Genomic DNA, 20,694 nt, shown 5'->3' on the forward strand with positions numbered 1-20,694 from the left:
CTTCCCCGAGGGTATGTTAGGGGTACTGCGATTTCCCGGTCAGGAGCGCGTACCCCTATGCCACGTCTAGCGATCCCCCTCAGCGACCTGCAATGCCGCACGGCCAAAACCCGCGAACGCGCCTACAAACTGTTCGACGGCGGCGGCATGTACCTTTTCGTCAAACCCAATGGCGTGAAGACCTGGCGCTTGAAGTACACCAAGCCCAGCGGCAAGGAAGGTACGCTCATCATCGGCAATTACCCCATCGTTACCCTTTCCGTCGCACGACGTAAGCGAGACGAAGCCAAGGCGTTGCTGCTCGACAACCTCGACCCAATGGAAGAAAAGAAGAAGGCCAAGATCGTAGCCCAACGGGCGGCACTGCTTTTCGAAACCGTTGCCCTGGAGTGGCACGCCGATATGTCCCGCCGCTGGACCGAAGGCCACGCAAAAACCGTAATGAGCCGACTGCGCACCCACGTCTTCCCGCTGATCGGCCAACGGCCCATCGCCGAACTCGATACCCATGACCTGCTAGAGATCACCCAGCGCATCAAGGAACGCGGCACCATGGATGTGGCGTTAAGGGTACAGAACTACTTATCCACCATCATGCGCGGGGCCAAAAGGGCTCGGCAGATCACCATGAATCCTGCACTGGATCTGGCAGGCTCGATTCACGCGCCGCGCACAGTCCATCGCCCGGCCCTCTCCCTCAACCGCCTACCCGAACTGCTACACCGTATCGACAACTACAACGGCCGCGAGCTGACGCGCCTTGCCGTGCTGCTGACTCTGCATGTGTTCGTCCGCTCCAGCGAGCTGCGCTTCGCGCGATGGAGTGAGTTCGACCTCCAACGCGCCATGTGGGAAATCCCCGATACGCGCGCACCGATTGAAGGGGTACGCAACTCTACACGTGGGACCAAGATGAACGGCGACATTCAAATGGTTCCGCTGTCGCCGCAGGTCATCGAAATACTGGAGCGCCTGCGCAGCCTCAGTCGTTTTTCAGAGTTAGTGCTACCGGGCGACCACAAGTACTGGAAGCCCATGTCCGAGAACACGGTGAACACCATGCTCCGCAACGTCGGCTATGACACCAGCAAGGACGTTTGCGGCCACGGCTTCAGGACCATGGCCTGTAGCGCCCTCCTGGAGTCCGGGTTATGGACAGACGCAGCCATCGAAAGACAAATGAGCCACAAGGAACGCAACCGCGTGCGCGCCGCATATATCCACAAAGCTGAATTTCTGGAGCAGCGCAGGCTGATCATGGCGTGGTGGAGTAACTACATCGACGCCAACCGCCATGGGCATGTGACACCCCACGAATTCGCTCACCCAGTCGGCGACAACATCACGGCCCTACAAAATAGCCGTGGCGCATCCAAACGTGGGTAAGCCGGTGATATCACCGTTGTCCGCCCTTCCTCGCGGGTCCATCCAAAAAAGTGACTACGAATCTGGTGTCGATTCAATGTACCCTGATAGGGTTTCGGATGAGGATTTCGTGCTGGAGTCTTTTCAGTGGTATTTCGAGATGATCAACAGTATTGGCGATTTCGGTCAGGCATTTGAACAGGTAGCTGAAAAAATAGCCCTTGATGGAGGGCGGCGCGCAATGAGGCCGAGGTTCTGAAATAGCCAGGCGGGCGTCTGTCTGAAATGCACCTTGTTTTTGCTAACAAAGATTCTGGCCGCACGCTGGCTGTACCACTTGCACCGAACCATTGCCGGGCTTCGTCACACTTGAACACCCGGCCGCGGCGGTGTTTGAAAAAATTGCCCGCTTTAGGTTGGCACCTTCAGTGCTGGCGAGGAGTGCGCTACAAGGATGTCGAATTTGACACCTTTGAACATCTGCATTACAGCGAAGAATTCCTTGAGTGGCAGCAATGCCCGTGCAGTACCTTGGTGAGCATCCCCGAAATCCATCATGGCCAAGGCGCGCTGCTGATGGACGAGCAGGGGTACTGCTACGTCTTGAGCTTTGACATGATGGATTCTGGTTACAGGGCCGGACCTTTGTCCAAACCACGGAAACCCAGTTATTTGGGCGCAAAGCTGGTGAGCCGGTGCAACTTCACAAATAACAAATCTGCATTACGATAGATACCAAGTCAGGAACTCAAAAAAACCGCTCCATTTTTTCTGCACTGTGCCAGCCAAGAACTCATCTCGCTTAGCTAGGCTAAAATCTAAAACCTCACCACTTTTTTTTTCGTACAGGTAGCATCCCTCGCCCTGAACATTTGTAAGGCAAATGAAATTTTCTGGAAGCTCCCACACCTCCTGAATAAAATCCGTGCCGACCTCTATTTCGTTACTGGGGTCGGCGATGTCACATAGTTCCTCATCTGAAGAACTGCTTTTGAAAAAAGTTATGGTGTAGTTTAAAAAAAACTCGGCCAGTTCACTGCTCGGGTCTATACCTAACACTGCCAGTTCTTTCAAAACGGATTTTTTATCTTTCCGATGAATGTCACCAGGTTGTTTCTCAATAAGCTTTACTAGTTCATTAGGGATCATTTCGAAGCCTCGGCTGCTCGGTCTTTCCAGTATTGTGGAACTTCTTTCTTGAAAAGTTCCCTATCTACAGGCTGCTCTGGGTGTTGGCTGTGCCCATAAGGATGCACCGCTTCTCGTCCTCGTCCCTTCAAAGTGGTCAGGTGAGTTTTTCGACTCAGCTCAAAAAGCGGGCCCTTTCCATTTTGCCTTGAGTGGTGTAACTGAAGCTGCTGAGGAACTCCATCCTTCATAATGTAAGGTGCACCACCATCTTTCGCTCTATCCAAATTAGACACGCCTTTGTGTTCTAGACTCCAGTCAATGTCCTGCTGGAAGACTTTATATTCATTACCCGTTCCTTTTCCGCTTGCTTTCCATGTGGTTTCAGTCTTGAAAAACTTAGGATTTTTACCATGCTCAGGTCCCGGAGCCTTCGGTGCACCCTCATTTACCGTAGCGGCAGTTTCAGGGGGCTTTAATAGGGACTCTTGCCCATCTACCTCGGGAGGGGGGCAGTTGTTTAGCCCCAACGGATCCACCCACCCTGTAGGGTTAGGCACGTACTGGTAGCTGTTCAAGCCACCCGCAAGCTTGATCGGATCCGGAGTCAGAAACCGCCCAGTCCCCGGATTGTAGTAGCGATGACGGTTGTAGTGTAGGCCTGTCTCCGCATCGAAGTACTGACCCTGGAACCGCAACGGGTTGTCAATTTCGCTGACGTCCAGCGCGGCAAGATTGCCGTAGGCGCGATACTTCGCGGACCACATGATCTCGCCACTGTAGTCAGTGAGTTCCTGCGGTGTGCCCAGATGATCGAGCTGGTAGTAGAACGGCGTTGCCCTGCGCGGGCCTTCGCCGTCCAGCATCGCCAGTGGACGGAAACTACCGGGTTCGTAAATGTAAGTGCGATAACGGTTGTCGCCACTTTCGGCGATCAGGCGTTCGCCTTGCCACAAGAATTCGGTGGTATGGCCATCAACAGTTTTCTCGATGCGGCGACCGAAGGCGTCGTATTTGTAGGACGCGGTGCTGCCACCCGGCAGGCTTGCGCCGATCAGTCGATGTTGGCAGTCGTAGCGATATTCGGTGACGAGTTTCTGGCCGGTGCCGCGACGCTCCCGGATCAGGTTGCCATAAGCGTCGTAGTCGTAATGGCGGTCGCCTTGCATCAGCAGGCGGTTGCCTTTGACGTTGGCGAGGTTGGCTGTGCCTTCGTTGTTCTGGCCGAGCAGGTTGCCGGCTGGGTCGTGGGCGAAGGTTTCCGGTGTCGCGCCACGCACGCTGGTCAAGCGGTTCAGCGGGTCGTAATGGAAGCTGCGGTTACCCTTGTGGCTGTCGTCGATGCTGGCGAGGTTGCCGTTGGCGTCGTAGTTATAGCGACGCTGGAACAGGTTTTTTTCACGCTGACTGACGCTGTGCGCTTGCAGGCGACCTTGTTCGTCGTACTGGTATTGGCTGAGCAACAGGCCCTGCTGGCGCTGCTGTTCGCGACCGGCGTTGAATTGGTGGCTGGTGAGGCGTGAGCCGTTGAGGTCGATGCTGCTCAGGCGTCCACCCGAGAGATGACGGTAGTCGAGTGTGCTGCCGTCGGGGAGGCGGCAGTGACTCAGCTGTCCGACGCTGTCGTATTCATAGCGCGTGGTGCCCCAACCCTGGTGCTCGGTGATCAGGCGATCCTGCACGTCGTATTCGTAGGCGAGCGGCCAGTGTCCGTCGTCGACATTCACCAGACGACCCAGGGCGTCGTAGTTGTAGTGAATCTCTTCGCCATCGGCGAGGGTTTTCACCAGCAGTCGACCAGCAGCATCGCGCTGATACTCGGTGACCAGTTCGCTGCCGTCGTCGCCGAATTCGGTTTTCTTCAGCAACTGGCCTTTGAGGTCGTATTCGTATGCGGTGCGGCGGCCATCGAAACCGGTTTCCTGTTGGATCAGGCCGTTGCTGTAATAGTCAAGGTGGTAGTGCTCGCCGCGTTCATTTTCGATATCAGTGAGCAGCAGGCCGGCATTGTCATAGCGGTAGCGCAATTGGCTGCCGTCCGGGTTGATGCGGCGGCTGAGCAGATGCAGGTTGTCGGCGTATTCGTAGCGGGTAATACGACCGAGCTCGTCACGTTCGGCGGTAACGCGACCATACGCGTTGTAAGCATACGCACGGCTCGCGCCACCCGGTAGGGTGACCTGCGTTAGACGGTTGGCGGCGTCCCACTGGTATTGAGTGATGGCGCCGAATTCGTCCTGTCGGGTGATCTGCCGACCCAGCGCATCATAGCGGTACTTGCGCTGGCCACCGTCGGGCAAGCGCTCTTCCAGCAACTGACCGAGGTTGTTCCAGCCCAGTTGATGACGGCTGCCGTCGGGGTGACGAATTTCCAGCAGGCGGCCATGGCGGTCGTAGCTGTAGTGGGTTTCGTTACCCTCAGGGTCGATTTGCTGGGTGATGTCGCCTTGACGGTTACGGATGTACTGCCAACGTGCCTTGCCACATTGAACATCAACAAGCTGGCCGTTGAAGTAGTTGTACCGTGTAGGCTCGTCTTCCTGGGGAATTACCGCAATTAGGCGGCCAGCTTTACTGTATTGGTACTCGACGACAGCGCCCAACGGATCCTTGACCGCAACCAGTCGCCCTTCATCGTCATAGGCCTTCTGTGTTTCACCACCGTCTGCTGCGGTTTCGCTGACCAGGCGTGCATTTTCGTCATGCACATAGATTTGCTCGCTGCCATCGGGGTTGTATACGGTGACCGACCCGTTATCGTCCCACTCGTATCGTGTTTCGAGTGACGAGTAGTTCGTCCAATGACGGATACAACGGGAGTGCTTACCTTCGTATTCCCACTCCCAAAAGAAACTGGCGCCACCCGCTAGTTGACGCTCAAGGATGACGTGCTGGTCGTTGTAACGATAGTGCTCGCTTTCGCCGGCAGCATTGGTCGAGGAGACCAATTGTTTCTGCGTGTTGTAGCGGTAGCTGACGAGTGTCTGAAGGGTCACCCAGGGATCCTGGCGTTCACCACGCTCGTTGTATTCTGAACGCTGTTGCTGGTAATCGACTGCGACGATGTGCCTGTCGTCGTAACGTAAAAGCAGTGAGCGACCAGCCCTGTTATCGATGCGCTGAATACGATCAACCAGGTCGTAGCTGATGTGCAACCGGTTGTCGTAGGCGTCGCTGATAGCTGTCAGGCGCCCGGCACGGAAGTGGTAGAAGCGTACTGTTGATCCGGCTTGACTGAGGATTAGCTCTCCAGGCGCATCGCCCAGGAAAATTGCCGCCTTAGCCAGACTGTTGGTAATGGCCGGACGTTGTTCAGTCGGTATTGGAAAGCGAGTCTGGCGGTTTTCATTGTCAGTCCACAGCACGCCCTCATTATCGAGTTGCAAGCTGTGGGAAAGCGAATGACTCCACCCATGACCCAGACGACTGTCTATTTCAACTGCACTGCTGCGATACAGACGCGTCCATTCGAAGGGCAGCAGTCCAGCCAGCGTACCATCGGTAAGCGTCAGCAACTCTTCTCCGGTTACCATAGAAACCGGATCACCGTTCTTGCACGTTGCTGTTACACAGTCGCTGGGTTTGTCTGCTGGGTTCTTCGGTTGTTCCGGAACGTTCTGAACCGGCTCTATTTGCTGCAGTTGGGTTTCGTTCTGAGTTTTGCTCCTCGCGTGAACCTGAGAGTCTGGTTCAACCTTGGCACCGGCCGCCGGTGTGGGATGTTTTGGAGGAACGACCGATTGTGCCGGCGTATGAGGGAAGATCTCCGCCGCTGCTTTTTTGCTTGCGTTGGTTACTCCTACACCAGAAAGCCTTACCGGGGCGGCTGCTTCAGCGTGTGCTTTGAAGCGAATTCGACTGATCTCAATCAGCTTGGCCGTGACCTTCTCTACCAATTCGAAAGCTCTTTGAGCCTGCAACGTTGACTTGACCGCTTTTGCACTAGCACGTAATGCAATGCCAAGACCAGCGGTGAAGATAATCCCGAGGATGATGTAAACGATTTCAGTCTTGAGTCTTGCGACAACCTCAGCGCGCGTTTGCGGCGGCAGCATAGTGACCCAAGACCAAACTGCATAAACATAAACCCATAGAAGTGGTTCATCGCATGCAATCAAGAATGCGGTTCGAAGTGACTCTTTCGATGAGTTATAGATTTTTTTGATTTGCTCTTCGGTGAAATATTCTTTGAGTTTTTTATAATTATCTAGAGGGTGCGCAACCAATTTGTAGAGCGATTTTATATCGCCCCATATACTCATCACGAAGCTCCAGAATCCATCCCAGTCAGCTTGTAATTTTTGAAAAAACTTCTCAGACAGGGATGCTTCGTTGTGTTTTTGCCAGAGCGGCAGGCATGTTATCTTCCATTCGTTCTCTAACCATGTCGCCAAATCACCAATGACGCCATCGTAGGAGTCGAACAAACGTTTGAGGTCTGCAGATGTAGGATTGGGAAAGAAGGTCACCATATATCGCTGATGAGGCGTCAGACCAGGAATGACCTCGATCCCGGTAGGGCCGATTTGCTTTTTTATGGCAGCCCCCATCGGCTTGCCTGTCGTATCGACGGGGACTAGTACGACTGGAGTGTTTCCAATTGGTACGAATCGTGCGGATTCGAAACTATGAATAAGTGTAAGTTTTCCGTTTTCAGGGCATGTAGCATAGTCTACGGCTTTTTTTTTGCTGTCCTTAGGCGCTACCTTTGCCACTTCGTCGCCGACCTTGAACTGTTGTTCCACATCAAGGCCATCCAAATATGTGGCGTAAGAGCGATATTCCGAGAGGCAGCTCTTAAAATCGGAGATTATCTCTTTTTCGTCCGGCTGTTTCTCGGTGAGATAAATAAAAGTTTCGCCCAAGCTCATACATCTACCTCACTTTCCAGATGGGCCTTCAGCAGGCCGGTAAAATTTTCTTCCGTGAGCGGCGTGCGTTTTACAAATCGCGCCACTTTTTGTTTCAAGTTCGACTCAGGGAACGAGAAGTACAGATCGGCATGCTCATCCAGCAGCCACTGCATCATGTTGCCGATAACAGTCGACGGGTTCTCGGCCATCAACCCATCCAGTAAATCCTTCGGCACCTCCCACCACGGCCAATCCTTCACTCTTGGCAGCGCCCTCGGTCCAACCTGTAACGCTTCCCCATTAATCAAATACCGCTCAAACATCGGCATCACTTCCCCGGCTTTTTCCCCCAGCCCATGCAGGATCGGGTAGATATGCCGCCCATCCCAGAACCGGAAAAACACCTCGGTGCCGTCCGGCATCTTCACCTGCGTCAGGCTGCGCAAATGCTCGAACACTTCGTTCGGCTCTGCGCGTGATACCGCCAGCCAGCCCCAGTCGAGGGCGGCGGTTTCAGCGATCCACGGTAGGAACGCGGAGTTCGGTTTGATCTCAGTGACGTAGGGCATCACCGGTTGCCAGGTGGAGTAGGGCGTGCCGCCCCAGATCGGGACGAGCTGGGCGGTGGGTTCGGTCAGGTACAGGTTTTTCAGGGCGTCGCTGTCGCTGGTCGCGCTGATGATCAGGTGCAGGCGTTCGCCGGTCAGCAGCGGCTGTTGTGCCAGCCAGTCTTTGGGTGTCAGTCGTTCAGATGGCACAGGCACCTGCCTTGCATTTTTCGCATTCTTCGCAGAACGGCGCGTTGCGTTTGAGGGTGTTGATCTGGGCCGGGGTCAGCACTTGGCCGGCCTTGTCGGCATCGGCCTGTTTCAGGATGCCGGGTATCAGCGGCGCGGCGCCGGTGCCGCTACCGGGGCTGCCGCCAGAGTTCATATTGATCACCGGCCCGCTCATGGTTACGCCGCCAGCATCGATCTTGATAAAGCTGCCACCACCGACCAATGTCAGTTCCGCTCCGGCTTCCATCACCACTTTCATACCACTGCTCAGGTGGATTTCCTGCCCCGCATCAATGAACTGCCCAGTCCCAATCTTGATGTGCTGATTGACGCCCACGGTCAGGTGATCATTCGCCCGGGCCTCAACTTTGCGATCGGCATAAACCGTGTGGTGTTCTTCGGCCTTGAATTCCGTGTAGCTGTTCTTTTCGACGGTGTCGTGACGCTCGTTGCCGACCCGAATCTTCTGGTCGTGCTCGACGTTCTCGTCCCAGTCGCGTTGGGCGTGCAGGTAGATTTGTTCCTGACCTTTCTTGTCTTCGATGCGCAGTTCGTTGTAGCCGCCGCCACCCATGGAGCTGAGGGTCTTGAAGGTGGTGCGCGTCTTGTTGGCCGGCAGAGGGTAGGGGACGACGTTTTCCTTGTGGAACAGGCAACCACTGACCAGAGGTTGATCGGGGTCGCCTTCCAGGAAGGTGACCAGTACTTCCATGCCGATGCGCGGGATGGCGATGCTGCCGTAGTGAGCGCCGGCCCAGGCCGAGGAGACGCGCAGCCAGCAACTGGTTTTGTCGTCGGCCTGGCCTTCGCGGTCCCAGTGAAACTGCACTTTGACGCGGCCGTATTGATCGCAGTGGATTTCTTCGCCTTTGGGGCCGGTGACGACGGCGCTCTGGCTGCCAAGGATGCGCGGTTTTTTCCGGGTCAGGGGCGGGCGGTGGGGCACGTCCCACGGCGTCGCCTGGAAGCGGTTGCGGTAGCCCTGATGGAAATCGTCTTTAAGTGCGGTGGTGTCGCTGGTGACTGACTCTTCCAGCACTTGCGGCTGTTTGCCTTCGTGCAGCACTTCAGTCAGCAGCCACAGATCGTTCCACTTGGCTTTTGGATGCTGAGTCAGGGCGAGAAAATGGCCGCTGACCAGTATCGGCTGATCGCTTCTGCCTTCGGCCAGCTGGAAGTCGCTACGGTGGCGCTCAAGGGCGCGGTTGGCCAGGTGTTTGCCGCGCTCGCGGTCCACAAACCTGCCGGGGTAATCGTAGTCTTCGAGGTCGGGCAGGGCGTCGCCGCGCTTTTCGCTTTCGAGGGTGATGCGGGGTTTTTCGAAGTCGTAATCGCGACGGGTCGTTCTGCTGGTACGGGTTTCCAGGCGCAGGTCGAAGCGCTTGACCACCGGGTCGCTGGCGACCATGCCGGAGTCCTGCTGATAGGCCACCGGGGACAGTTTCGGGAACACCGTCTGGTCATCGCCGAACACCAGTTTGTGGCCAGTGGTGGTGTGCTCGAAGTGGTAGTGAATCCCTTCTTCCTCGCACAGGCGCTGGATGAACTGCAGGTCTGACTCGTCGTACTGAACGCAGTAGATGCGCTCGGGATAAACCGCCCCGACCTTGAAGGCGTAGGCATTGCCTTGAATGCCGTGATCTTCGAGGACACTGGCGATGATTTTCGGCACCGTCAGGTTCTGGAAAATGCGCTGGTTGATGCGGTGCGCCAGGTACGACAGTTGCGGGCGCAGGGTCACCGCATAGCGGGTCAGGCGTTTGCCGGCATCACCCTGGGCCGCACGATAGATCTGGCCATGAATGCCGCTGCCGTCAGGCGATAGCTGCAAGAAGGCGGGTTTGTGCAGGATGGTTTCGAGGTCCAGGGCCGGTTTTTCGCTGACCAGTTGCACCTCGAACACAAAAGGCTGGCTGATGGCTTCCCGACCTTGCAGGGCAAGCACCTGAAAGTCGTGGGCAATGCCTTCAATGGTCAGGGCAAAGTGAGTCTGATTGGCCGGCGCGAACATCCCTTGTTCCTCGTGCAGTACTGCGGCGTTTGCCAAGACCTGAATAAGGAATCAGCAGACGCAAAATTCTGAAAGGGCGTAAACGACATCGACCAGCAGAGCTGGCCGATGCGGGTAACGATCAGCCGCGATTAAACGACTGGGGAACGCCAGTCATCGGAACCCGAAGTACCGGATACTTCGTGGGTCCAGGTGATTTTGCGGTAGGTGAACTGCACTTCTTCCAGGTGGGTGAAGTGCGAGTTGCCTGGGTCCTGGCAGTTGTGCATCTTGTTGTTGATGGCGACGATGATCGCGTCTTCCAGTTTGGTGGTGTAGTAGTGCTCTTGGGTGCCCTGAGCAGAAGTACGGAACCACTGGATAACGATTTCGCTCATGCGCTCGCCGGAAGTCAGTGCGGCTTGCAGCAGTGGCGAAGACTTGTCGTAGACCTTGGTGATCGAGACTGGCTTGTGTACGCGCTGACCGGTTGGCTGGCCGGATTGCGGGTCACGCGGGATGATCACGTCGTGGCTGAAAGCCTGAACCATGACCTGGTCTTCGTGACCTTCCTGATAGGTGTTGCCAACGGAGTCGGCGGTGAATGCGCCTGCAGTGATCAGGCCTTGTTTTTCGCCGGTTACCGACATGTACGCTGGTGTAGCCATGGGTGTGCTCCTTGCTGAATAAATAAGAGTGCCCGGGAGGCGAAATCGCCCGGTGGGTGCCTGACTGTTATCAAGGAGCGTGCCAGGTTTTGCGAAGTGCCCGGCTGGCGGGGTCGCCACGGTGGTCGATCATCTTTCGGGGCGATTTTCAGCGGAATAATCAGGAGAAAGTGCGCAAGAAGTTGCGCAGTACTGCGCAACTTCTTGCGCACTTGGCTGCAGGCCTTGCAGCGCTTGGGCTGCAGAGGATTGCCGCCCTGAAATATTACGACCTACTGCGCAACTTCTTGCGCAGTATGGCGATAGGCCATGCTAAGCGTTTTTTGATTTTGTGGCGGTTGAAATGTGAAGTAGAAATGGCAGCTATCGGCCCAGAGTGTGTAAAAACGCTGATCCAAAATTGAAGTTGGCGCTTCTATGCCAAATCTGAAGTTTATCGGCTGGGTTGCAGACCTAGATTTTGCGTAGAAACGCGATTTGCTGTTCTACTTTGGATACCAATCGCGCTGAAAAACGTTTTTACACACTCTGGGCCAAAAGCTGTCTCTCGCATCCTGCGGTTGAAACCACACTGCTCTTTGCAACGCCGTCTTGATCGCACTGCGGTCAACCCTCTCGCCGGCTTCGGTTTTATCCGCCTCATCCAGCTCGGCCAAGTACTGGGCAATGCGTTTATCCAGCTTCTGCTCCTGGTGTTTGAGCCGTTGCAAGCTTGTATGGCGCCGCGAGGAAGCAACAGCCTGGAACTTGCTGCCATCAATCGCCACCAGATCACCCGCGATCAATCCTGCCGTCCGGCAAAACTGGACGAAGGCCCGGCACGTCGCGATGAAAGCGGGTTTGTTGTCTTTACGGAAATCGGCGATGGTCTTGAAATCGGGCTTGAGTCGATTGATCAGCCACATCACTTCGATATTGCGCTGGCACTCGGCTTCGAGGCGCCGTGATGAACGGATCCGCTGGAAATAACCGTAGAGGTAAAGTTTTAGCTGATCGGCTGGATCGTAAGAGGGCCGGCCGGTGCTCTTGGGAAGTGCTTTATCAAAGCCCAGTCGCGCCAGATCCAGCTTGGCGACGTAGACGTCGATAACGCGAACGAGGTGATCCTCGGAGATCAACTCTTCCAGCGAGACCGGAAACAGGCTGGTCTGGCTGCGGGACTGTCCCTGAATGTAGCCCATAACGAAAAATGCTCCGTATCTTTCGATGCGGAGCATTTTCTTTGATCGCCAGGCAGATTGCTAGGTTTTCACACAGTCTGTTATGGCGGGTTTTTTCGTTTTGGGGTTGCGTCTATTTACGTCAGAAACTGGTCCAACCGTTTTAAGGGTAGAGTCTGGGATACAGGTCGCTTCTATAAAAGGGAGTACCCATGTCGCGCACCACAGCCCCGCTTTCCGATGCAGCTAGCCGCTTGGCAAAACCTACAGACCGAGCCTACAAGCTTTTCGACGGCGATGGCCTCTATCTCCTAGGCCAACCCAATGGCCGCAAAGACTTGCCATTCGCTACCAGCTTGTAGCGAAGCATTGCTTCAATTGAGGAGTGGCATGACCCATTGCTCGTTACTGCTCAAGCATCAAGCTACGCCAAATGATCGTCGGCTTTTCTACAGGTGCGACATCCGGTTGCAACTGCTCCTGCGTGTGCCTGTTGTGCGGTGGCGGCTCCTCTGGTTCAAGCGCTGGAGTCTGATACTTGGCGTCATGTACGTTATCTACTGACATTTTGTGTAGTGCGCTTATTTGATTGTTACGGTGACTTTACCTTTTGATCTGCCCTGCTCGACGTACCGCAACGCCTCTGCAGTCGATTCAAAAGGGAAGGAACGATCGATGACCGGTTTGATGACGCCAGCCTCGATGAGCGAAGTGATTTTTTGCAGTTGTATCCCGTCGGCACGCATAAACAAAAATGCATAGCTCACCCCATGTTTGCGGGCTTTTCGGCGAATACCGCTGCTGAGCAGGCGCATGACTTGCCCCAGCAGCCAAGACAAACCTTGCTCCTGGGCAAATTGCGCGGTCGGCGGCCCCGAAAGGGAAATGAGCTGTCCGCCAGGCTTGAGAACCTTGACCGATTTCTCCAGTACATCGGCGCCAAGGCTGTTCAACACCACGTCGAAATCGCGCAACTCGTTTGCAAAATCCTGCTGTTTGTAATCGATGACCACATCCGCCCCGAGTGCTTTCACCCATTCGACGTTCGCCGTGCTGGTGGTGGTCGCAACGAAGGCGCCAAGGTGTTTGGCGAGCTGGATGGCAAGTGTGCCGACACCGCCGGATCCGGCATGAATCAACACCTTCTGGTCTTTTTTCACCTGGGCGGTCTCAACCAGCGCCTGCCAGGCCGTCAAGACAGCCAAGGGGATGGAAGCCGCTTCGGCCATGTCGAGATTCGAGGGTTTCAGCGCGAGCGCGTTTTCGTTCACGGCGATCAGTTCAGCAAACGTCCCGATCCGTGCCTCGGGAGGACGTGCGTAGACTTCGTCACCAGGCTTGAATCGCTTCACCGCCGAACCCGTGCGAACGACCACACCGGCCAGGTCATTGCCTAATACCAATGGAAATGTATAGGGCAAGATCAGTTTGAACTCCCCCGTTTTGATCTTCGAGTCCAACGGGTTCACGCTAGTCGCATGCACTTGGATCAGAACGTCATGTACACCGACCGCAGGGTCGGGCACTTCGCCAATCATCCCGTTCTGCTTGCCGTAGCAGTCGATAAAAAATGCCTTCATGTTGCAGCTGCTCTTGTCGGTGGAATGAGAATGGGGCGCGGCCCCGACAACGTTGATGCGATTAGACGTGCAGGCTGTCAGGAGTCGAGGAACACCATAGCCTTGGCCACGAAATCGGTATGGTGCTGGAAAATGCTGCCGTGCCCGGCGTCGGGATAAATGATCAGTTGCGCGTTGGGGATTCGCTTCGCCAGCTCAATCGAGTTCACGGTGGGTACCATGATGTCGTTGTCCCCGTTGGCAATCAGGGTCAACATCCGCAGACGACTGAGATCTTGCGGCGCTTGCTTGCCCCACGCAGTAATGGCTTTGAACTGCCGAAAAAATGCGCCGGGGGTCGGGCCTTTGCCCCGGTTGTGCTGGCGTTCTTTCAAACGTTGCAAATACTCGGACGCGGCACGTTTGCCGTTGGCCGTGGTAGTAAAGAACAGGTAGAACTTGGGGTCTCGCAGCGTCAGCAAACCTTTGATCATCAATGGCCAGGTCACCGAACCGACGCAGTCGATGCCTGTGCCACCGGCCGGTCCGGTTCCGGTGAGGATCAATCTGCGCACTCGTTCGGGTGCTTTCAGGGCGATGTCTTGAGCGACGAAGCCGCCGAGTGAAAAGCCGAGCAGATCAACCTTGTCAAAACCCAGCGCACGAATCAGCCCGATTGCATCGTCAGCCATCTCACCGACGGTCAATGGCGCGGCGCCGCCCGAGCCACCGATACCGCGATAATCAGTAGTGATGACACGCCGGTTTTTCGCCAGACCGTCGATGATCCTAGGGTCAAAGTTATCCAACACTGCTCCCCAATGGTTGAACATGACCAGCGGGACCTCCGTCCTGGGTCCCAGGTCACGATAGGCGAAGGGTATCCCGCCAATCAGAACCGACTGGTTCGCCGCGCTGATAAATGTCGACTGCGAACCCGCGTGATTGCATGTAGCTATAAGGGTCATGTTTACTCCGTCCGATTGCGGGGCGAGGCCGGCCTGCTCGGCATGGGTCAGACTTGAGTCAAATAGCGTTGCGCCACGGCGGACTGCCTGATCTGCGACAAAAGACCCTGACGCGCGGTTTGCAGGGCATCCCAACGCTCGCCTTCATGCAGTGGAGGAATGGTCACTGGCTCGCGACGGTCGAAGCCCACCAGTGCGGCATCGACCAGATCACCCACTTCCATGATTTCGCTCAAGGTGTTGATGTCGATTCCGGCGCGATCCCAAATCTCCGTGCGGGTGGCGGCGGGCAGTACGGCTTGCACATAAACACCCTGAGGCGAAAGTTCCAGGCTTAGGCCTTGGGAAAGGAACAGCACAAACGCCTTGGTCGCCCCATAGACCGACATGCCGAACTCAGGAGCCAGCCCCACCACCGAACCAATGTTGATAATCGCGCCTTCACCTGCTTTGGACAGGCGTGGCGCGATGGCGCTGGCGAGCCGCACCAGCGCGGTGGTGTTGAGAGCCACCAGTTGCGCAACGCTTTCGGTGCTTTGCTCGATGAAGTTGCCGGACTGTGCGGCGCCGGCATTGTTGACGAGGATGCCGATGCGCGCGTCATCCCGCAGGCGCGTTTCGACGGAGTGCAGGTCGCTGAGTTGAGTCAGGTCGGCCTGAAGCACTTCAATGGCGACGGTGTGTTCGCCACGCAACTTTGCTGCGAGCGTTTCCAGGCGCGAGTGGTCGCGGGCGACCAACACCAGATCATGCCCGCGTTCGGCGAAACGCTCGGCGTAAACCGCGCCGATGCCGGTGGAAGCGCCAGTGATGAGAACGGTAGGGCGAGTAGTCATGATGTCAGCTCTTTCTCAGGAACATGGATTGGGATTGATGCACGAACAAAACCAGGCTCGATCAGCCAGTGCCTAGTTCGCGGCAGCGCTTGATTCGGCAAGCGTCGGGTAGTCGATGTATCCCGCCGCTCCGCCGCCGTAGAGCGTGGAGGGGTCGAAGGCGGACAGTGGCGCACCGGCCTTGAGCCGCTCCACCAGATCAGGGTTGCCTATAAAAGGGCGGCCAAAGGCGATCAGGTCGGCCTTGTCATGCGCAAGGCGTGTCGTGGCCAAGTCCAGGTCATAGCCGTTGTTGGCGATGTAAGTGTTCTTGAAGCGGTGGCGCAAGGCGTCGAAATCAAAGAACGCCACGTCGCGTGGCCCACCGGTTGCACCTTCGGCGACGTGCAGATATACGATGTCCAGAGCATTGAGTTGGTCGACGATGTAATCGAACTGAGCCTGTGGATCACTGCTCGATACACCATTGGCTGGCGAGACAGGCGAAAGGCGAATACCCGTTCGATCAGCACCAATCTCGGCGGCCACCGCGGCCGTCACTTCCAGCAGCAGGCGCGCACGGTTTGCGATTGAGCCGCCGTAGGCATCAGTACGCAGGTTGGCGCCGTCCTTGATGAACTGATCCAGCAAATAGCCGTTTGCACCGTGGATCTCCACGCCGTCGAAGCCTGCCACAATGGCGTTTGCCGCCGCTTGGCGGAAATCGTTAACGATGCCCGGCAGTTCGTCAGTCTCCAGCGCTCGCGGCTCGGAAACGTCCTCGAAGCGATTGTTGACGAACACCTTGGTCGCGGGACGAAGCGCGGAAGGGGCTACCGGCGCCGCGCCTTGCTGTTGCAGATCCACGTGGGAAACACGGCCCACATGCCACAGCTGCAGGAAAATTCTCCCGCCCTTGGCGTGCACGGCATCGGTCACCTTGCGCCATCCCTCTATCTGCGGCTGCGTGTAAATGCCCGGGGTATCCTGATAGCCCTGCCCCTGCTGCGAGATCTGCGAGGCTTCGGAAATTAGCAAGCCCGCGCTGGCCCGCTGGCTGTAATAGGCAGCAGCAAACTCACTCGGCACAAAGCCTTTGCCTGCGCGATTGCGCGTCAGTGGAGCGAGAACCACGCGGTTCGACAGCGTCAGTGCGCCGAGCGTGTAGGGAGTAAACAGATTCAGGTCGCTCATGGGTGTTTGTTCCGTGCCCGTTGGAAAATGGTCATATCGCTTGAGATTAGGATGATGATCTAAATCTAAACTGTCAACGATTTTGATTATGATCAACATCTATGTATCATCAGCCGATAAATTTGAGCGGTAGCGAGGTATCGAACATGCGTGTGTCCAAGACCCAGGCCCAGGCAAATCGGGAGCACATCGTCGAAACAGCCTCAGTCTTGTTTCGCGAGCGCGGTTTTGACGGTGTCGGCGTGGCCGACCTGATGGCCGCCGCCGGTTTCACTCATGGTGGCTTCTACAAACATTTCGGTTCCAAGGCTGACCTGATGGCCGAAGCCTCGGCCAACAGTCTTGCGTACTCACTGGCAAGCGCCGAAGCATTGAGCGTGAAGGATTTCATCGACGTGTATGTGTCCAGGGATCATCGCGACGGGCGCGCCACGGGTTGCACCATGGCGGCGTTGTGCGGTGACGCGGCGCGTCAGTCGGGCGATTTGAAGTCGGCATTCGCTGAAGGCATCGAGCGCACGTTGCAAACGCTCGGGGAAAAATACCGGACCGTGCCGGATACAGCGCCGAGTGAGGCGAGGGTGAAAATGATTGATCTGCTGGCGCGAGCGGTCGGCGCGATCATGTTATCGCGCGCCTGTCCTGACGACTCGGCGCTGGCCGATGAAATTCTGGCGGTGTGTCACGCGCAAATGACTGCATCATTATCTATTCAATCGTAGATTCAGTCGTAGAGGGGATAGATGGATGTCGCACAAAGCGCGCTGACTCGCTTTCATTTCGTCGTTGGACGAAAGGTGTGGTGCTGCACACTTCCAGCGCATGGGCTTTCCTGAGCTCTGGAGGGCTGATGCCAAAGGCTGGTAATTCCGTAAAAGTCGCTGGTGAAGTTGAGGCCAATCTGATCAAGCAGACGCCTGATCATCTGCGGACGTATCTGCACGATTTTTCGACCCAAACAACGAAGCCCTCAAGTGAGGGCTTTGTTGTTTCTGGCGTTTGGAGAAAGTGCTCTTAGTGCCCCGCACTTTGCCCCCCATCCACATGCAGAATCTCACCAGTAACAAAGTTCGCGCGATCCAGATACACAACCGCCTGCGCGATGTCGCTGATCTCACCCATATGCCCGACCGGGTGCAAGCTGCCCAGCGCTGCGTGAGTTTCCTCGCCGTGCATCGGCGTTTTGATGATGCCAGGGGACACCGCGTTCACCCGGATTCCGCGCTTGGCGTATTCGATGGCCAGTGATTTAGTTGCGGCATTCAGGCCACCTTTAGTCAGCGAAGCCAGCACCGATGGCACGCCGTCGATAGCGTGGTCGACCAGACTGGTGGTGATGCTGACAACGTGGCCGCTGCCTTGTTTTTCCATCTCGGTGATTGCAAGTTGGGTGATGTAGAAGAAACCGTTCAAGTTCACCGACAGCACGGCGGCGTAGTCTTCCGGGGTGTAGTCGGTGAACGGTTTGGCGACGAAGATGCCGGCGTTGTTGACCAGAGTATCGATACGACCAAAACGCTCCACGGCTTCACGGATGACACGCTGCGCCACTGCAGGGTCGCCGATGTCGCCGGCGACGGTGTGGATGTCCGGATCGGTGGACGGTTTGATCGAGCGCGAAGTGGCGACCACTTTGTAGTCCAGATCGCGGAACGCTTTGACCATGCCTGCGCCGAGGCCTTGGGAAGCGCCAGTGATAACGATGACTTTTTTCGAATTGCTCATGATGAACCTCTACTCATTAATGATGATTAAAAAAGATAAGTAATCAGGCGTTGGCGGAGGCCGTGGCCATTTGTCTCAACATCTGTTCGTAGTACTCGATCGACTGTGAACCGGATACCAGGTGACGACCGTTAAGAACCAGAGCCGGTACCGAATTGATGCCGCGCTGCCGGTAGAACATTTCAAGTTCGCGGACGTCCTCGGCGAAAGCACCGGAGGCCAGTACGTCTTGCGCAGCTGCTGCATCCAGTCCTGCTTCTGCAGCCAGTCGAACCAGCGTCTCGCGATCACTCGGGTTCTGGCCTTCGGCGAAGTAAGCGCGCAGCAGGATTTTTTTCAGTGCAACTTGCCGTCCTTCCTGCAACGCCCATAACAGCAACCGGTGCGCATCAAAGGTGTTGTAAAAGTGGCTGCGCTTTTCCAGATCGAACTTGAAACCGATGGCCTCGCCTCGAGCGATCTGCATGGCTTTGCCGGCAGCTACGTCTTCAGCGGTGCGTCCGTACTTGCGCATCAAGTGCTCGACGGCCTTCTCACCTTCTGCCGGCATGTCCGGGTTTAATTCGAACGGCTTGTAAGTCAGCTCGACCGAAATGTCCCCGGCCACGTTCTCGATCGCTTGCTCCAGCGCCGTCGCGCCCAACGCACACCACGGGCACACCACGTCGGAGATGAAATCGATGGAGACCGCGGTCGTCACGACTTGTCCCCCTCTTCAGCGAGTTGCTGTCGGTACTGCGTAGTGGAGATGCCGGCGTAGCCCCAGTTATCGGTATCGACTTCCTCGATCACGATGTGGGTCAGGTGCGGATCTTTCTTGAGCACGCGTTGCAGGGTTTCAGTGATTTCAGCGATCACCTGAGCTTTTTGCTCACGGGTAACGCCATCGCGGGTAATGCGTACGCTTACGAAAGGCATGAGGAAAATCTCCAGTGACCTGCTCATCGGGATGATGGGTAGGCGTTGGAGCTCAATGTAGGAGTTTGGAGGGACGGGAAAAAGAGGGGGGCGGGAACATCATTAGTTACGCGGTGTAATGGGTTGTTGCATGACTCAGTGCAAATACTGAATCCGCAGCGTCCAATTTCTATCCAAAAAAAACCCCGAACCAGTCGGGGTTTTTATCGAGTACTACAAACTCAACCCATCATCAAAAAACGTTGATCGGGTAATCCACAAACACGCGCACTTCGTTACCGCTGACGTTGTACTCACTCGATTTCTGCGACACGCGCAGAACCGAGCTGCGCAGGCGGACGCTGAGGTCTTTGGCCGGGCCGGTTTGTACGACGTATTTGAACTGGTTGAAGATTTCGCGCTCGGTCCCGCCTTCGCTGGTGGACGTGGTGATGTTGTCGCCACGCACGTAAGCGAAGTTGTAGGTCAGGCCTGGAACACCGAAGTTGGTGAAGTCGAGGCCGTAGCCCAACTGCCAGCTGCGTTCGTCTTCAGCGTTGAAGTCGGACCAGTAGGAGTTAGCCAGGTAGATGGTGTTGCCGCCGTCGCCGACGCGGCCTTGGTCGCGCTGATAACCGCCGTAGGCATAACCAAGGTTGCTGTCGCCGGTGCTGCGCTGGTGCGCGAGCGTGAACGAGTGCGGGCCGGTGGCGAAGACGGCGGCCAGGCTCCAGATTTTGTTGTCGTCGCCGGTGGCGCCGCTTTTCTGGATGTAGGCATTGTCCAGCTTGGTGCGGTACCCGTTGAAGTCCAGGGTCAGCGACTGATCCTTGTCGATCGGGAATACGTAATTGGCGTTTACGTACTGCTTCTTCAACACATCTTCAACGTCGGAGGCGTAAAGGGCTGCCTTGAATTGATCGGTGAACTGATAGCTACCGCCCAATACGTTGATCGACTTCAAGCCACCGCTGTCACGGCCTTCAGCGCTTTTACGCGATTCGGCGGTAAAACGACCAGCGTTCAGCTCCAGGCCTTTGATCTCTTTCGAGGTGATCAAAGTGCCGGTGTAGCTTTCCGGCAGCAGGCGCACGTTGTCGTAGCTCAGCACCGGCAGCGCCGGCATCTGGTCGCCGTAAGTCAGCGTGGTGCTGGAGAAGCGGAACTTGACCGCCGCGCCGGCCTTGGACAAATCGTCGGCTGCGCTGCCGCTTTCACCCTTCTTGAAAAAGTCGATGCCCTGCGCGCCGGTGCGACCTTTGCCGCCGTCCAGACGCAGTGCGTAAAGACCAAAAGCGTCCACGCCGACACCAATGGTGCCCTGGGTGAAACCGGACGAGAACGTACCGATAGCCGCTTGGCCCCACTCGGCTTTGTCTTCGCGCGTGTCTTTGTAGTCACGATTCATATAAGCGTTGCGCAGCAGCACTTTCAGGCTGCTGTCTTCTTTGAATCCCTTGGATTCGGCCTGGTCGTTTGCCATGGCCTGTGTAGCGCTCAACATCCCCAGAGCGATCAAGCTGATCCGCTTAGTCAACATTTATTCTTTTCCTTATACGGGTTGATACGCACTGCATCGAACGGCTGAAACGG

At 56.2% G+C, this 20,694-nt stretch carries 16 protein-coding genes and 1 pseudogene; 3 read left to right on the forward strand and 14 right to left on the reverse strand.

The annotated features are described in order from the left end of the window. Positions 1 to 57 precede the first annotated feature (57 nt). A complete protein-coding gene (locus ACYZTS_RS06065; RefSeq protein WP_024645034.1) occupies positions 58 to 1,386 on the forward strand; it encodes a tyrosine-type recombinase/integrase in 1,329 nt (442 codons plus the stop codon). Positions 1,387 to 2,088: 702 nt separating this feature from the next. On the opposite strand, the gene ACYZTS_RS06070 is transcribed toward ACYZTS_RS06065, so the two are convergent. The 5 genes from ACYZTS_RS06070 to ACYZTS_RS06090 form a co-directional block, all read right to left on the reverse strand. Continuing rightward, positions 2,089 to 2,514, reverse strand: coding sequence for a hypothetical protein (locus ACYZTS_RS06070; RefSeq protein WP_095188753.1), 426 nt, complete (start codon positions 2,512 to 2,514; stop codon positions 2,089 to 2,091). After that, positions 2,511 to 7,364, reverse strand: coding sequence for an RHS repeat-associated core domain-containing protein (locus tag ACYZTS_RS06075; protein WP_461994723.1), 4,854 nt, complete (start codon positions 7,362 to 7,364; stop codon positions 2,511 to 2,513). Before ACYZTS_RS06075 ends, ACYZTS_RS06070 begins: the two co-directional genes overlap by 4 nt. Further along, positions 7,361 to 8,104, reverse strand: coding sequence for a DUF4123 domain-containing protein (locus ACYZTS_RS06080; RefSeq protein ID WP_461994725.1), 744 nt, complete (start codon positions 8,102 to 8,104; stop codon positions 7,361 to 7,363). The genes ACYZTS_RS06075 and ACYZTS_RS06080 overlap by 4 nt, the downstream gene beginning before the upstream one ends. Beyond that, entirely contained in the window at positions 8,094 to 10,136 is a 2,043-nt protein-coding gene (locus ACYZTS_RS06085) for a type VI secretion system Vgr family protein (RefSeq protein ID WP_461994727.1), read from the reverse strand. Before ACYZTS_RS06085 ends, ACYZTS_RS06080 begins: the two co-directional genes overlap by 11 nt. A gap of 131 nt (positions 10,137 to 10,267) precedes the next feature. Then, the gene (locus ACYZTS_RS06090; RefSeq protein ID WP_461990698.1) at positions 10,268 to 10,783 is read right to left on the reverse strand and encodes an Hcp family type VI secretion system effector; all 516 of its coding nucleotides are present in this window, start codon (positions 10,781 to 10,783) and stop codon (positions 10,268 to 10,270) included. Between the two features lie 170 nt (positions 10,784 to 10,953). On the opposite strand from ACYZTS_RS06090, the gene ACYZTS_RS06095 reads away from it, so the two are divergent. Further along, complete coding sequence (locus ACYZTS_RS06095; RefSeq protein WP_461994729.1) at positions 10,954 to 11,187, forward strand: hypothetical protein; 234 nt, start codon at positions 10,954 to 10,956, stop codon at positions 11,185 to 11,187. A 177-nt stretch (positions 11,188 to 11,364) separates the two neighbouring features. Here the strand turns inward: ACYZTS_RS06095 and ACYZTS_RS06100 are convergent. The 5 genes and pseudogenes from ACYZTS_RS06100 to ACYZTS_RS06120 all read right to left on the reverse strand — a co-directional run. Beyond that, a pseudogene (locus ACYZTS_RS06100) lies at positions 11,365 to 11,964 on the reverse strand (transposase); the annotation flags it as partial. 560 nt (positions 11,965 to 12,524) lie between these two features. Further along, positions 12,525 to 13,523 (reverse strand): NADP-dependent oxidoreductase, encoded by a 999-nt coding sequence (locus ACYZTS_RS06105; protein WP_028620980.1) that lies wholly within the window; start codon positions 13,521 to 13,523, stop codon positions 12,525 to 12,527. Between the two features lie 77 nt (positions 13,524 to 13,600). Next, positions 13,601 to 14,470 carry an alpha/beta fold hydrolase gene (locus tag ACYZTS_RS06110; protein ID WP_461994731.1) on the reverse strand — a complete coding sequence of 290 codons (870 nt, stop codon included), beginning with the start codon at positions 14,468 to 14,470 and terminating at the stop codon, positions 13,601 to 13,603. Between the two features lie 47 nt (positions 14,471 to 14,517). Continuing rightward, entirely contained in the window at positions 14,518 to 15,306 is a 789-nt protein-coding gene (locus tag ACYZTS_RS06115) for an SDR family NAD(P)-dependent oxidoreductase (RefSeq protein WP_461994733.1), read from the reverse strand. Positions 15,307 to 15,378: 72 nt separating this feature from the next. Next, positions 15,379 to 16,479: an alkene reductase gene (locus tag ACYZTS_RS06120; protein WP_461994735.1), complete on the reverse strand. Its 1,101-nt coding sequence runs from the start codon at positions 16,477 to 16,479 to the stop codon at positions 15,379 to 15,381. Between the two features lie 146 nt (positions 16,480 to 16,625). On the opposite strand from ACYZTS_RS06120, the gene ACYZTS_RS06125 reads away from it, so the two are divergent. Beyond that, entirely contained in the window at positions 16,626 to 17,201 is a 576-nt protein-coding gene (locus ACYZTS_RS06125) for a TetR/AcrR family transcriptional regulator (RefSeq protein ID WP_461994737.1), read from the forward strand. 292 nt (positions 17,202 to 17,493) lie between these two features. Here the strand turns inward: ACYZTS_RS06125 and ACYZTS_RS06130 are convergent, their stop codons facing one another. The 4 genes from ACYZTS_RS06130 to ACYZTS_RS06145 form a co-directional block, all read right to left on the reverse strand. Beyond that, positions 17,494 to 18,204 (reverse strand): SDR family NAD(P)-dependent oxidoreductase, encoded by a 711-nt coding sequence (locus ACYZTS_RS06130; protein ID WP_461994739.1) that lies wholly within the window; start codon positions 18,202 to 18,204, stop codon positions 17,494 to 17,496. 43 nt (positions 18,205 to 18,247) lie between these two features. Then, complete coding sequence (locus ACYZTS_RS06135) at positions 18,248 to 18,904, reverse strand: DsbA family oxidoreductase (protein WP_461994741.1); 657 nt, start codon at positions 18,902 to 18,904, stop codon at positions 18,248 to 18,250. Beyond that, positions 18,901 to 19,122 carry a tautomerase family protein gene (locus tag ACYZTS_RS06140; protein ID WP_150579518.1) on the reverse strand — a complete coding sequence of 74 codons (222 nt, stop codon included), beginning with the start codon at positions 19,120 to 19,122 and terminating at the stop codon, positions 18,901 to 18,903. The genes ACYZTS_RS06135 and ACYZTS_RS06140 overlap by 4 nt, the downstream gene beginning before the upstream one ends. A gap of 232 nt (positions 19,123 to 19,354) precedes the next feature. After that, positions 19,355 to 20,641: an OprD family porin gene (locus tag ACYZTS_RS06145; RefSeq protein ID WP_461994743.1), complete on the reverse strand. Its 1,287-nt coding sequence runs from the start codon at positions 20,639 to 20,641 to the stop codon at positions 19,355 to 19,357. Positions 20,642 to 20,694: the final 53 nt, after the last annotated feature.

The organism is Pseudomonas sp. TMB3-21, assembly GCF_054898145.1.